The sequence below is a fragment of the Desulfitobacterium sp. LBE genome (genome assembly GCF_007830365.1).
Lineage (GTDB): Bacteria > Bacillota > Desulfitobacteriia > Desulfitobacteriales > Desulfitobacteriaceae > Desulfitobacterium > Desulfitobacterium hafniense.
This window is the reverse complement of the sequence record NZ_VLKD01000001.1, coordinates 3,965,198-3,979,863: the sequence shown is the minus strand read 5'-3', so window position 1 is coordinate 3,979,863 and position 14,666 is coordinate 3,965,198. Positions and strand designations below refer to the sequence as shown.

Annotated in this window: 8 protein-coding genes; 2 read left to right on the top strand and 6 right to left on the bottom strand. The window is 52.5% G+C overall.

What is annotated here, in order from left to right; translation table 11 throughout:
- Positions 1-4 precede the first annotated feature (4 nt).
- From DESLBE_RS18850 to DESLBE_RS18830, 6 genes are all read right to left on the bottom strand, one after another.
- The gene (locus DESLBE_RS18850) at positions 5-6,331 is read right to left on the bottom strand and encodes an S-layer homology domain-containing protein (RefSeq protein WP_243131348.1); all 6,327 of its coding nucleotides are present in this window, start codon (positions 6,329-6,331) and stop codon (positions 5-7) included.
- A gap of 17 nt (positions 6,332-6,348) precedes the next feature.
- Positions 6,349-6,504 carry a hypothetical protein gene (locus tag DESLBE_RS26645; RefSeq protein WP_172625453.1) on the bottom strand — a complete coding sequence of 52 codons (156 nt, stop codon included), beginning with the start codon at positions 6,502-6,504 and terminating at the stop codon, positions 6,349-6,351.
- A gap of 38 nt (positions 6,505-6,542) precedes the next feature.
- On the bottom strand, positions 6,543-7,451 hold the full coding sequence (locus tag DESLBE_RS18845; protein WP_144678689.1) for a DUF4428 domain-containing protein: 909 nt from the start codon (positions 7,449-7,451) through the stop codon (positions 6,543-6,545).
- Positions 7,452-7,475: 24 nt separating this feature from the next.
- Positions 7,476-9,170 (bottom strand): DUF2207 domain-containing protein, encoded by a 1,695-nt coding sequence (locus DESLBE_RS18840; RefSeq protein ID WP_144677889.1) that lies wholly within the window; start codon positions 9,168-9,170, stop codon positions 7,476-7,478.
- Positions 9,171-9,178: 8 nt separating this feature from the next.
- Positions 9,179-9,733 carry a LemA family protein gene (locus tag DESLBE_RS18835; protein WP_144677888.1) on the bottom strand — a complete coding sequence of 185 codons (555 nt, stop codon included), beginning with the start codon at positions 9,731-9,733 and terminating at the stop codon, positions 9,179-9,181.
- Positions 9,734-9,831: 98 nt separating this feature from the next.
- Positions 9,832-12,420, bottom strand: coding sequence for a cell wall-binding repeat-containing protein (locus DESLBE_RS18830; protein WP_144677887.1), 2,589 nt, complete (start codon positions 12,418-12,420; stop codon positions 9,832-9,834).
- Positions 12,421-12,620: 200 nt separating this feature from the next.
- Here DESLBE_RS18830 and DESLBE_RS18825 point away from each other — a divergent pair, with 200 nt between their 5' ends.
- Together DESLBE_RS18825 and DESLBE_RS18820 are read left to right on the top strand one after the other, a co-directional pair.
- A complete protein-coding gene (locus DESLBE_RS18825; RefSeq protein WP_144677886.1) occupies positions 12,621-13,346 on the top strand; it encodes a LytTR family DNA-binding domain-containing protein in 726 nt (241 codons plus the stop codon).
- Positions 13,347-13,350: 4 nt separating this feature from the next.
- Positions 13,351-14,622: a sensor histidine kinase gene (locus DESLBE_RS18820; RefSeq protein WP_144677885.1), complete on the top strand. Its 1,272-nt coding sequence runs from the start codon at positions 13,351-13,353 to the stop codon at positions 14,620-14,622.
- Positions 14,623-14,666 lie beyond the last annotated feature (44 nt).

Here is a 14,666-nt window from a genome sequence, read left to right as displayed (position 1 = left end):
CTGTTTACTTCACCGGCACCCGGAGTACATCGCCGGGCTGGATGAGGGAAAACCTGCTTTGGTTATTCAGCTGCTCCAGCTCGCGCATGGTGCAGCCCAGCTTGCGGGCGATGCTCCGGAAGCTGTCACCCTCTTGCACAGTGTAGGTGGTGTACCCCAGGTTTTCCGGCACATCCGCCGTTACACCGTACTGGTCAAAGGTATAGGCAGTGCCGTCAATCTCCTTCTTAACGGTGACGGGCTTGCCGTTTTCGTAGTACATCCACTTGCCGGAATCGTTCACCCGCCAGCCCTGTAACCTATCACCGGAAACCGTCAACTCTACGAAGCGGCGGAGCACAGCGGATACCTCAGCCCTGGTGGCTTTGCCCTGGGGAGCAAAGCGATTGCCGCTTTTGCCGCTGATGATTCCTGCCATCTGCAGCTGCTTTACGACTTCTTTGGCGTTGGTGCTGATTTGGGACTGGTCAGCAAAGGTGTTTTCCACATGAACCTTCGGCAGAGTATAGCCGATGGTCTGGGCATAGTCGCTCATCATAACCGCCATCTGCTCGCGGGTGATGGGCTGATCCGGAGCAAACATCCCCTTGCCAAGGCCGTTGACGATGCTGCTTTGGGTGGAGCCGCTCACATCGACATGGGCCAACCGTCCCAAAGCGGTGGCGAACATCCCCCTTGTCATAGCGGTATTCGGTCTGAATTTGGTTGCGGAAGTACCGCTGAGCAATCCCCGGCTCACCGCAAACTCAATATCTTCCTTCGCCCAATGGCCGGCAATGTCCCTAAAGGCGGTGTTGACCTGTTGATAGCCGATACCGTAAGTGGAGAAATGATCGGTGCTGAAGCGCAGGACCTTTTCCACACTGTCATAGACCGAGTTTAGGCGCCAGTGAATCTCTCCCTCGCTGTCCACATAGACAGCCTGCACATTCCCGGCCTTTTCATTGGTGCCCAGGGTGTAGGGGATGGTTAACGATATGCTGCCTGAGCCGAAGCTGCTGACCGCCTGGCCGCTGCCATAGTTCACTTTAAGGTCGAACACCGGACGGCTGCCGATAGCTTTTCTGGCCCCCCCGGTCAGCCTACTGCTGTCCGTGCGGGCAGCGGTGATGTTCACATCTGCGTTTGCCTGCCTGTTGATTTCTTTAACGGTGGCCAAATCCATGCCGACTCTGATGTCGGGATTGTCCACCACCACAATGGTGTTGACGATTTCCTTGGCAATGATGGTATCCTGTACGGCCTTGGGCAGATTGACCGTAACATGGGAGCCGGTCTTGCTGCCGGTATCCACACGGAGCACCACCGTGATGCCGTTTTGTTCCGTGCCTTTTTTCCTGGCCTCGGCCAATGCCTTGTCAAAGGCGTCGGTCACGGTTTTGTCAGTGATGCTCGCTGTGACATTGCCCTTGCCGTCCACTGTGCCGGGAACCTTGATTTCCCCTTGTGTGGGTGAATTCGGCTTATCCGGTGCGGGTGGGGTGACGATGGCAGGGCTTCTGTCGTCATTCGAGGAACTGCCGCCGCCGTTTCCGCCACCGCCGCCGGTGTAGGTCCAATGGGCATAGCAGGTCATATTGGCACTGACTATGGTGCTTGCCGAGATTTGGGTTCCGCCGCTTGCCGCCGTATACCAGCCGTCAAAGCTGTAACCGCCGGAGCGTGTCGGTGTCGGGAGCGTTCCTACCGCCGTGCCGGATGCAACCGGGCGTGAAGTTTCACTAACCGTGCCCCCATCCGGGTGGAAGGTGACGGTATGGCTGCCCACTGCGTTTACGGTGATGGAAACTGTTGCCGTTGCAGTGCGCCCGTCATCATAAGTGACGGTGATGGTGGCGCTGTGCGTACCCGCCGCAAGACCCGCTGCAGGCTTTATTGACCATGAGCCGATGCTGCTGTGGGCGTTAACGTACGAGGAGCCGTTGTGTATGGAAAACACGGATGGGCGGTCAGTTGTCACATCGCTGATGGTCGCCTGTGCGCCGCCGCTGTTGACGATGACGATGGACTTGTTGTTGGGCATATAGCCCACGGTAACGGAGTCAAAGGTGACATCCGCTACGGAGAAGTTGGGGGCAAGCACCGTTGTATTTACCAGTATGCCGTTCGTGCTGCCCACGTTGTTCAGCGTCAGAGCCGCATTGTTCCCTGCGGCGTCTTGGATGGTGCCGCCGTTGGCGTACAGCGGCGAAACGATGGTGATGCCGTCAGGGTCGCTGTCACCAGCCCGCACCGTATAGCGGAAGAGCAGTGCCGATGTGCCGCCGCCGCTTACATAAGCGGCCTGTTTTGTTTGTGAGCCGACAATTAGCGAGAGATACGGTGTGCCGCCGGTGTTGACCGTGACGTTGTCAGTAAAGTTTACTGTGAAGTCCAAATTGCTTCCGGCAGAATAAGTTCCGTCCGCCGGCACCGTTACCGAAGTGACGGTGGGGAGCGCCGCCACAGTTAAGATGCCTTTTGTATAGGTAATGTTATAGCTTGCGGCGTTTGCCACTATCCCGTCTTTAATGGTAATGTCAAAGCTGCCGATGGCAGTTCCGTCAGCGGTGGTAGACATGGCTGGCGGGGTTGTCACAGCATCGCCGTTTACCAAACCTGTGGCTGTATAAGTAAAGGCCGGTAATCCATCGCCTTTCCTCATACCCTTATCATCTGCTTTTAGGGTAAGTGCCTTGGGGGCAACGGTCACGGTGTAGCTTGCCGCAGCCTGTGCGTGGGTACCCGTTTCCGCAGCGGTGGCGGTGATGGTGGCGCTTCCGTCACCCACAGCTATGATGATCACCGCGCCGGTGGTGGGATTGACAGTTGCCACAGAAGTATTATCACTGGCATAGGTGATTTCGCCGTTTACGGTTGTTTGTGACAGCGGGTTTGTAAACGGGGCATCACCATAAGTCTTGGTTATGGCGGCGGCTGCATAGGAAATTACCTGCGGCGTCTTTGCCGTGGAGGTAACCGTTACAATAATAGTGTAATCGCTGTAGTTGGTGGCGCCTGTTACCGGAATCGTCATGGTGCCGGTTTGTCCTGCTGTGCTGGGGGGTGCGGTATAAGTCAATGTGGTGCCGGCAATGCTCATAGCGGTCATCGTTATGGCGCCGCCTGTCGTTGGCGTGCCGTAGCTTGCGCCTAGTGGCAGGTTAGGGAGGGTTGCCATGGCCCCTGTTTGCCCGCTTACCAAAACGCTTGCCGGCACGGTTGTTGTGCCTGTATAGGCAGCTTTATTGATGGTGTAACTGCCCAAAGATAGCTCTGTAACTGCGTTGTATTCCGCGTTTCCGGCAATATTCACGGTGACGGCATAAGTGCCCGCATTGATGGGTGGTGCGGTGGTGATGCCGTTATACATGACGGTGATTGCACCCAAAGTCTTGCCGGAGCCTGCCGTTACGGATACCGGCTTTACGGTGCCGTCAAAGTTCACGGCGGCCAAGTTGTAATTCAAATCATCCTTAGTCGGTGTTGTCTTGGTAAAGGGGGCAATGTTTACCGTGGCATCCAAGCTTGCCAGCGCTGTGCCGGCGGCCTTGAGGCGCACAAGGTATACGCCGGGTGCAAGGCCTGTCACTGTGCTGCCGCTGATGGCGGTGTAGCTTTCATCACCGGATTCTTTATACTCCATCAGGCTGCTCACGCCGGTGATGGTGCCGTTATTGCGCTCTGAGGTTTCGTCCGTTTTGCCGATGCCTGTTGGCAGAAGCGGCTGGGTAATATCAATGGTCTGGATGACACCCGCATGATGGGTGTCGGTTTCTTTTATCCGCACCTTAATGTCATTTGCCGCTGTAATGCTGCCGAGGCTGGTAGTCAAATCTATATTTCCGGTGCAGTCTGCCCAGTTGCTGCCGCCATCCAAGCTGTATTCCATCGAAGCGGTTGCATCCATGAGCTTGTTGATGTTTACGCCGTCAAAGGAGAAGCCGACGCTGGGCACGGCGGGGCCGTCAGCCTTGGTAACGGTGATGGTGAAGGAGGTGGTAATGCTTGTGCCGTTGGCCGTAAGGGTGATCGTGGTATCGCTCATTCCGAGGGGGCCTGTTTTGTCCACTGTGTAGTCGGTATAGTTCGCATCTGCCGTCCCGTCATCGTAGGTGGCCTTGACGACCATACCTGCAGGGATGAAACTCTCCCCATATTTGTAACCCATCTTGGCAGGTGGTGTGGTGACGGCAATGGATGCCAACTCTTTCGCTGCTGTGGTCGGGAAGGTAACCGATACCGACAGGATATTCCCGCTGCCTGCGACATGGGTAACAGAGGCACCGGCAAATGAAAAACTGTTTTCCGCTAGGCCGCTGAACGTATAGCCCGGTTTCGCCGTCAGCGTGACATTTGCCGTATAGATTGTGCTGCCAAGGAATTTCACGGGAGAACCGGGCCAAGCTACCGTACCTGTGTACTGCGCTGTATCTATGTCTGTAATAGGCGTCCCATTCTTGACCGGAGCCGTCAGCTTACCGCTCAAATCAAGGTCATTGACCTTGTTCGCCGATCCAAACTCTAAGTATTTGTAGGTGCCGATAGCATCGGGGTTGTAGACGGAAACAGGGTACGTTCCGTCGAAATTCTCACTGGCAGCGCTGACGCCGGCGTTTTCCAGGGTAAGGGCATAATCGTCTGCCAGCATTTTCGTACCAGCCTTGAAGGTAGCACTGCCGCCGGATGGGATATTTATTTTTACCGCGGCGAGAGGCGTTCCATAAGCATAGGTGTGACCGATGACCGACTTCTGCATGGACTGCAGTGTCCCCCCGCTCACAAGTATCGTGTTCTTTGAAAAAACATCAATCACATAGCCTTTTGTAGTACCGGTATGAGTCAGGGTTCCGCCGGTGATTTCCAGAACCGGCTCAGGTGATGGGCTGCCATTCAGGAAAATACACCGATACGCTGCGACAATGTTTGCTGTTCCCGATATGATGATTTTGCCGCTGCCGCCGTAAGCTCGGACAATTGCCGTACCGGAGGTGTCTGTGGATTCCACTATTCCGCCGGAAACAAGCACATCGCCTGAACCCGCGCTATTAACCGCCCCCCCGGGACCAGCAGATGTGACCTTTCCACCGGAAATGATGACATCACCCGATCCTTGATTATCAATTGCCCTCATATCTGCTTCTATTGTACCGCTTAAGAGGGTCACCGAACCGTCAGTCATAATCTCAATCTTAATCGTTGAAGCGTTGCCGTTTATCGATGTGTTCTTAATATTTCCGCCGCCGCTGCTGTCCTGGATCGTCAGGGTACCGCTGCCGTCATGTTGAATCGTTGTCAGAACAGTAGAATTGCTGCTGATTGTCTTGCCATTCAGGTCAAGGGTGAAGTTGTTTGTCTTGGTGCTGGGGATAGTAACCGTTTCCGTTAGGTTGATGTCATTCAGCAGCTGAATGATCTGCCCGCCCTCAACCGCATTTACCGCCGCTTGCAGAGTGGGGTAGCCTGTGCCGCCGATTTGGGCGACAGCTGCCGAAGGCTCAAACTTGAGGTATTTGTAGGTGGAGATACCGCTGGCAAGTTCCGTTTGGGTAATCACCGTTGCACCACTGCCTCCTATACCGGTGGTGCTTGCCCTGACCTGCACACCGGCGTAGCCGCTCAAATCCGGGACTTTGCTCATCGCCTTTTCTTTGCCCTCGATGATGGGCGTACCGCCTAAGATTTTGGTGGTGCTGGTGGTCCCGATATGATTAATCCCAATACTTTTTTCGGCACTGATGATACCTCCCGAAATATTCACAGTACTGGCTGCGGTTTGACAAATTGCCTCTCCATCGGTCCCGCTTGCGCTCACTATCCCGTCGTGAACGTTCACAACGCCGGTGTCGTCGTTCCAAATTGCGGTATAATCTGCGCTCACCCTACCGCTGAAAACATCCACGGTGCCGGAGGAGACGTTGTAAATGGCGCATGTATCAGTTCCGCTTGCACTCACCGTGATGTCCTCAATGCTGACGACACCGGTGCCAGCATTATAAATTGTGTGCTGAATGCCGGACCCAGCTGCGGTCACCGTGCCGCCGCTTCCGCTGCCGATAATAGCCAATGTACCTGTTCCCTCGTGCTTGATGGCCGTTTTGCTGCCGCCATCCAGGGTATGTCCATTCAGGTCAAGGGTGAAGCTTTTAGTATTATCGCTGGCGATAGTAACTGTAGCTGTGAGGGTAATGTCATTTCCCAGAATGATAGTGCCGTCCTCCGGCACATTCGTAATGGCGGTATTCAGCTCCGCTTCATTGCTCACGCCAGATTCTTCCGCCAGTGCGGTCCCCGGCAGCATGGTCACCACCATGCACAGCATCAGAAACACACTGAGTATTTTTTTCATCATGTCTGTCCCCCCTTGATTCATAAAGCTGCTTTTCCTTGTTCCAAAAGTTTCTGCAACCTCTCAGCTTCCTCTTTGGTGACCGGGCGAATATGTTTTTTTTCGCAGGAGGGGCATTCCCTTACCGCTCCCACCCGGCGGAATAAAAAGCCGCAGTCCTCGCAGGCGTAAGTCATGTCATGCCCCCCTTGCCCCATGGATAGGTTGGTTTTCTTCAAATCCCCAGCAGCTGCTTTTTCTTGGTCTCAAACTCCTGCCGGGAAAGTACGCCGTCCTCCATGAGCGCCTTGTATTTCTTGATTTCCTCGATGGGGTCGGCAGGGGGAGCCATGGTGGTATGTAACGCCCCCATTCCCACCATACCCAAGCCGGCAGACTGCTCCGCTGTCTCCGGAAAGGCCACTGCCTTGAGCGCAGCCACCAGCTTTTCAATTTCATTTATGCTTTGCTGATAGGAGCGGAGGTAGCTGTTCACATCCGGGTGGGTGTTATCAAACCGGGGGCCGTCCATATCGCATTGGAGCACCGTCCAGTAAGGATGGTCAAACCGCAGCTCCACATTAAAGGCCTGAAAGGGTTCGGGACTATTAAAATACTGTACCGTTGCGGAGTTGTTCAGCTTGCCATCGTCCAGCCTGTCCAGAGTGCGGGCCATCCGCCTGTTCGCCGCGAACTGAGCGATTTGCGGCGCCATTGCCATGGCCCGCTCGGTGACGGTGCTGGCATAACGGCGGATGCCTGCCGCCGAACCCTCAAACAGAGGGGTGCTGTCCTCCTTGATGGTAAAGGATTTCAATTGTTTACCTTCAAACACAGTTTTATCCGGCTGTTTGCTCATACAGAACAGCTTGTTCTGGTGATCAAAGATGATTTTGGTATCCCAAAGGCCAAAGTCGATTTGTTCGGAAATCACAAACTGATCTTTCAGCAGTTTGTTTTGATCATAAAACATCAAATATTCCTTGAAGTCCTGCATGGTCAAATTCAGTTCTTTATCAGTCTGTATATCCAGCTTGCCGTAGCAGGTATCACAAATGTATTCGCCCTCGATTTTCGTGGGCAGAAACCAGGAAATCTTGCCGCCGCAGATGGGGCAAGGGGGTTTTTTAGAAAATAGACCCATCATCATTGCCTCCCTTTGTTCTCATTATCTCGTTCCGCCGCCCGAACCGCCGCCGGTGGGGCCGCCGCCCCCGCCCAGGGATGCCAATCCGCCCCCGCCGCCGCTGCGCTTTTCCTGTTCGCGCCGCTCTCCGGCTTTCTTCATGTTGCGATAGAGCAAATAGTGATAGGAAGTGGCGGTCACCATGCTTTGGCTGTAATCGGTCAGCTGATCGGAAATTTGCGGGTAGAGCTCTTTCATCTGCCCCGCCACCTGATCGGCGATGCCAAACAGCATGGCATAGGTCAGCAGTTCCCGCCAAATCGGTATTTCCTTGACGCCGCGCTCTGCAATCAGTGAAAAATCCGTCAGATACCGTTTCAGCCCCATCAGCTCACCCAACTCCTGTTCACCAGCGGGCGTCAGGTCGGTGAGCTTGGCAGGGGTATCCCACCGTTTCAGGCAGTGCTTTTGCTCCAAATTGGCTCTGCCCGCACTGTCGCATTTCTGTATGTAGGCACGCAGCAGCTTGTCATTCTGGCTTGCCAAGCGTTCCAGCTCCTTGGCCTGCAAGGTAGAGTCCGAACCGGCTGCGCTCTCCAACACCGTATAGAGATACTCGTCATACTCGTTCATTTTGTCATGTTGGCCGCCCATCAGCCGCAGGCTGACCGTTTCCCTGGTTCTGCCCATCAACCCGGCTTCCTGCGTTTCCACCGGGGACAGGCAGCCCAGCTGAATCAGCCGCAGCATTCCTGTGGCGAGGATCGAACCATCTTCACACACATCAAACAGCCGCCCCAGCGCATAAGTGGTGCTCAGATTGCCGCCGTTAGGAAGTTCCCTGAAATACCCGAACCCCTCTGTAAACCGTTGCCGTTTTTTCGCCGCACGTTTCTTTTTCAGTCTGCGAAGCCAGATAATGAGTCCGATGGGAAGTCCGATGGACAGCAGTATCGTGACCATTGCCTCAAATGCGGACACCTCTTCGCCCGTGTATTCGGTGTCATCGTAATCGCTGCCCGCAAAGGCGGTTTCTTTCACTTCTTCAAAGCTCCCCGGTTCCTGCCGTGAAGGGGACAGAATTCCCTTATCCAGAGCAAACAGTACCGTCACATGGTTGGCAGGGGTGATGGGGCTTTCCGTGTAGGCAAGAAGGGCACCCTCTGAAAATTCCACCTGTCCGTCATAGCCAAAGCCCCAGACAGCGGCATTTTTCTCGGTGATGGGCGTGCCGTCCGCCAGCCGGATCTCCACCTTCACATCGGTAGGGGTGATATTCATACCGTCGTTTACGAATCGGAAATTGATGCCGTCTCTGTCGCTGTAACCGCCCACCGCATTATCCAGCTTATATTCAATGGCATAGCGGTTTTGCCCGTACCGGCTGATGCCAAAGCAGATTTCATACCCGCTGTCCGTGGCATGGATACCGCATTTTCTTGCCTTTTCCGCAAAGCTCCAGTCCATGTTCCAATCCGGCACCGTCGCATAGCCGCCGTTTTGATCGGAGACTCTAAGCCGGCTGATGGTCAGATAATCGGGCGCGTTCATGGGAATGTAGTTTTCCGTTCCCTCATCAAAACTACCCGTCCAGACCTGTGTCACGACCATGGAGCCGTCCTCGTAAATAGCAGCCTGAATATCCATGGTCTCCACCCGATTCGCCGCGTAAACGGGGAACGGGAGAGCAAACAGCAGGACAATGCACAGAATCAGGCCATAAGTTTTTTTTTGCATAGAGCACCTCATTTCAGGCTGGGCATATCTGCCTTGCCGGCCTGCTTTACCAGATACTCCCTTTGCCGAAATCCCAGCATCCCGGCAATCATGGAGACCGGGAACATGCGGATATCACGGTTCAGCTTGGTGACGCTGTCGTTGTAGATCAGACGGCTGGTGCGCACCATGTTTTCAAAGGTCTGCACCGCGTCCATGGTTTTGAGATAGGTCTGATCTGCCTTGAGTTCGGGGTACTGCTCCGCTACCATGGCAATCCTGCCCAGGGCTTCGGAAATAATCCCTTCCTGGCGCAGCACATCGTCCGGTGTGGATTTTGCCGTGATGACGCTTCTTCTGGATTTGATGGTCTCAATCAGGGTTTCACTTTCGTGCTTGGCATAGCCCTTTGTCAAATCCAAAAGGGCCGTCAGAGCATCGAAACGGCTGGACAGCTGCACCCCGATCTGGCTCATGGCATTGCTGATATTCTCATCCAGCACCACCAGTCTGCGCTGGGTGGAGATAATCCACAGAACAACCGCTGCGATAATTACGGCGATGGTGATGAAAGTTGGCAGCATAATAAAGTCTCCTTTTTTTAGTTTTTAAGGGGCAGACTGACCACAGTTTTGTCCGTCTGCCCACTTTGTTGCCTGTATGCGTGATTACTAATAAATAATTATTTCCCCGTAATATTTTCCCCTATTACGCCTTCTCCCCCGAAGATATAGACCTGCTCTAACTTATGCTCATCCAAAAAGGCTTTAACGTTTGTCTTTACATCGTCTTTTTTTACCAACAGCAAGGGAATGCCTTTCTTGGCGGCTAATGCTGCCCCCGTTAAAGCATCAGGATAATTCAAACCTGTTGCCAGTGTAATCTTGGTGTAGGGGGTATTTTCAAAATGCTTGGCAATGGCTAAGGCAGTGTCGTACCTGTCCTCACCGGCCAAGCGGGTGATGCTTAAGCCCATATTCTTTAATTCCGCTTCTACCGCTTGGGAGATGACACCGTTTCCTCCGGCGATCACAACCTGCTTAATGCCCCAAGCCTGAAGCGCTGCTCTGGTGTCGTCCCTTAATTTGTCCTTTCCCGAAAAGAGAATAGGCATGGTATTTTTAGCCGAAAACGGTGTAATTGCTAAGGCATCCGGAAAATCATTTTGAGTTGCCAGGGCTACGGTATCAAAAGTCTTGATTTTTTTTACTTCTTCCCCAATTTTAACGGCGGTATTAAACTGGTCGCTTCCGGCAACCCTGATCACATTGTATTTGTTGCTTAGCTCACTTTCGACTTTGGTGGATATTTCGTCCTCGTTTCCGATGATATAGACTGTTTTGGTCCCCAATCGATTTATTTCTCCAGCCGTCGCAGGGGACAAAGATTTTGGATCTGTCAAAAGTACCGGCGCGTCTTTTAGATAAGCCAGGCTGGATCCGACTAAAGCCCCGGAATAGCTGTTACTGTTGGCTAAAAATACGTTTTCTGATGATGCCCAGCCATTTTTGCTGATTTGAGCGGCTGTCTCAAATCTGTCTGGGCCGCTTAACCGTATACCCTCCTGCGCTGTCAGGATGGAATCCCGTTTTAAGGAATCGGAGGCGGTTGGCGTCTCAGAGGCCTTGTAGCCTTCTCCGCCGAAATAGACGTATCCGTTCGCATAGCCACAAGCACTGTTAAGAAGGGAGAAGTTGTTCTTTTGAACATTGTCAACCACAATCTGGCCGTTGCGGTCAAAGACAGTCCAATAGCCTGGGATATGCAGATTGCCGCCAATGTTCACCGGCGCATCGGTTGGCAGCTGGTGCAGAGCCAGGGTGTACCCGCCGCCAAGGGGCACCGCGGAGACGTATCCATCAAGCTTTTTGATTAATTTACCTGAATAGTCGTATAACTCCGTGAATGACCACTCGTGTTTACCGTTTTTTGTGGGTACACCTTTTTCATTCGTTGTCGTGGAATAGTTGTTCACAATAACCCCATCTTTCCATAGAAGGCCAAACTGACCTGAGGGGTAATATCTGTCTGGATTGGCCGGGATGATAACCTTGCCTGCTTTATCCATTATGCCTCCCGGGGCATATGAAACCCACCCGTCAGCCGACAGACCTCCCTTGCCCAGGTACTCAAAGAAGCACGCCAAGCCATCTTTGTAGGAGAGGGCGCTCCCGTCATAGAGGTTTTCGCCGCCATACTGATACGGGATGACCAGTTTTCCTGTCCGGTCGATATAACCAATCTTGCTATAAGAAAAGCCATATTGCGAGCCTTGATATTTTAGCACCGCTGCCCGACCGTCCTGAAAAGAGTAGGCTTCATCGAATTGCAGTGGTATTACCTCTTTCCCCGTTGTATCGATAAAGCCGTATTTGGGCTCATATTTAAGCTTCTTACCGCTTTTCATCACAACGACAGTATTGGTTCCTACCGATTCGGTGGAATATACGCCATCCCCATTCATAATGGCCTTGACGACCTCATCCCCGTATATGGCAACGCGCATCAAATCGTCATAAACGATGTGTCCGCTTGCAGCGGAGTAATATTTAAACGGCGTGATGGGTTTGCCTGTGGTGTCGATATAGGCTGCCGCACCTTTGAACTTATCGTAAACCCTGGCGATTCCTTGAGAAAACTTATCCGCGTCATCAAACTGAGCCTTAATCACCACATTACCGCTCTGGTTTTTGTAGCCTACCAATCCCTTCTCTGTATAAGTTATCCAGCTCTCACCGGTAGGATCTTCTGCCACGGCTGTAGGAATAAAACGAAATTCGGCATGATTGGGAGCATCTAACTTCGCATGTGTCCATATAATAATGGGCGTTCCGTCCGTATTTTTCTCGCCGGATGCATTAACGACCATTTTGGCGGCTTCGGGAGGACGCAAACTGAAAATGTCCGCCTTTTCTTTGTTAAAATTAGTGGCTTCCCAATGGATAAGCCAAGTATAAGGGCTATTGACCGCTTTCACTCGCGTGCCATCTTTCCTGATATCCCCAAGCCCCAAGTATCTGCCATCCTTCATTTTCAAGGTATATTCGCTGCCGTCCTTGCTTTCCACATAAAAGGCTTCATTTTCAGAAAGCTTGCGCAGCTCTGCGGCCCCTTCGGCAGTCAAATTGAGATAATTGTTCATACTGCGTAGATGGTACCAGCCGTCAATAATCGTATCATGTGCTGTCCACTGCACCGCAAACGCCGTTGTCGGCAGCAGGGTAAGCATCATGCACAGGGTGAGCAGAATGCTTAAAAATCGTCTTTTCATACGGTTGTTCCTCCTTAATCATTGTTGATTGGACGAAATAACGTCTATTACGCTGCGTTCAATCTATCAAAAATCTGCCCCTAAAAACCGTCCGCTGCATGAAACATGATTTTTTCGACATGAATCATGGCCTCGGATCGCCGGTTTTTATGGTAAACTTAGCTTGGAGAATCAGACTTATTATGCGAGGAGGAAGGCTTATGCTGCAGATTGCGGTCTGCGACGATAATATAGACGAACTGTCCAATATGATGCAGCTGATCAACCTATACCGGTCAGCCAAGAATTTCAGCTGCGAATACGCCGTCTTTCCCAACGGATTTGAGCTGGTTGCGGCCTTGGAAAAAGGAAAACGGTTTGACATCTATTGTCTGGATATCATTATGCCGGGCTTTATGGGCATTGAGGTGGCCAAGGAAATCCGCAGATTTGACAAAACCGCGCCGATCTTATTCTTCACCTCCTCCCCTGAGTTTGCTTTGGCAAGCTATGCAGTGAAAGCCATCAACTATGTACTGAAGCCCATCTCCAAAGAGAAATTCTTCTTCACCTTTGATGAAGTGCTGGAGCAGATCAAAACGGCAAAAGAGGAGGATGCGGTGATCGTAAAAAGCACTGAAGGCCTGCAAAAAATACGGATCACCAATTTGACTTTTGCCGAGGTCATCGGCAGAAATGTACTCTATCATCTGCGCTCCGGCAAGGTCATCGAATGTACGGAAGCTTTTTCCTCTGTCTGCGATAACCTTCTCAAATATGGGTGTTTTATCAAGCCTCACCGTTCATATCTTGTCAATATGCAGTATGTGGATACCATCGAGAATCATCAGATCACCTTGCAGACCCTTTCCTCTGTCCCTATTGCCCAGGGCAAGGCACGGGAGATCAAGCAGCAGTATCTGAGTTATCAAATGGAGGGGGAATAAGGGAATGATAGAAACTGCCGTGGCCTTCTCCCGTTACTTTGTTGCCCTGCTGTTCGGTGCGGCGGTTGCAGTCAGTTTCGCCGGAATGGGGCGTACACGGAAAAATCATCTGGCGCTGGGGTGTTTTACCGTCATTTTATTTATGCTGCAACTGGCCAGTCTGCGGCTCTGGGGCATGGAGATGACGATCAAAATATATCCGCTCCTTTCCCACTTACCGGTTGCTGTTTTTATCGCTCTTTACTTAAAACGTTCGTGGCTCATTTCACTAACCAGTATGTTTGTCTCCTTCCTGTGCTGCCAGCCTCCCCGTTGGATCGGCACGGTTGCCGGCGAAATTTTTGACAGCGCTTCCATGGACCATGCCGGTTATATAGCCGGTGCCTTGCTGATGTACTATTTCCTGCAAAAATACGCTGTAAAATCAGTCCGGCATCTGATGGAGCGCTCTCTGGAATCCTGCCTGCTCTTTGGCGCTATGCCGGCTTTTTACTATCTGTTCGACTATGCCGCTACGGTGTACACCAATTTTATGTACAGCGGGACACGGGCGGCCGTACAGTTCATGCCCTTTGTGACAGCGGCCTTCTATTTTGTGTTTGTTCTCCTGTACTATGCCGAAACCCAAAAACAGGCAGCTCTACAAAGAGAGCGGGATATGCTGGATGCGCAGTTCCGGCTGGCCCAGACTGAGTTTGCTTCTCTGCGGCAGCTGCAGCAGAATGCCGCTACCTATCGGCACGATATGCGCCATCATTTCTCCCTTTTGCATGGGCTGGCCGCCGAGGGACGCATAGAGGAGCTAAGGGAGTATCTGCGGACTGCCCAGTCCGACATAGACGCCATCACGCCCACCCGCTTTTGCGAAAACGAAACCGTCAATCTGATTTTGTCCGCTTTTGCCACCAAGGCAAAACAAGGGGGCATCCTGTTGACGATGGATGCCAGGCTGCCGGACTCCCTTCCCTTCAGCGATACCGAGCTTTGTTCCCTCTTGTCCAATGCTTTGGAAAACGCTATACAAGCCTCCGCACAGATAGCCGACAGCAGCAAACGCCTTATCCGGCTGCGTGTGTATGCCAAGAATACGAAGCTGTGCCTTGACATTCGCAACCGTTATCAGACAGAACCGGTCTTTCATCAGGACCTGCCTGTATCCAAAGCAGAGGGGCATGGCTTTGGCACCAAAAGCATGGCCCATATCGTGGAAAAGCATGGCGGAGTATTTCAGTTTTCAGTCAAGGATGGCTGGTTTATCTTTCAGGCCACTGCCTAAAGGATTTGCCGTTCTCACAACTCCCTAGTTACAACAACGACCGT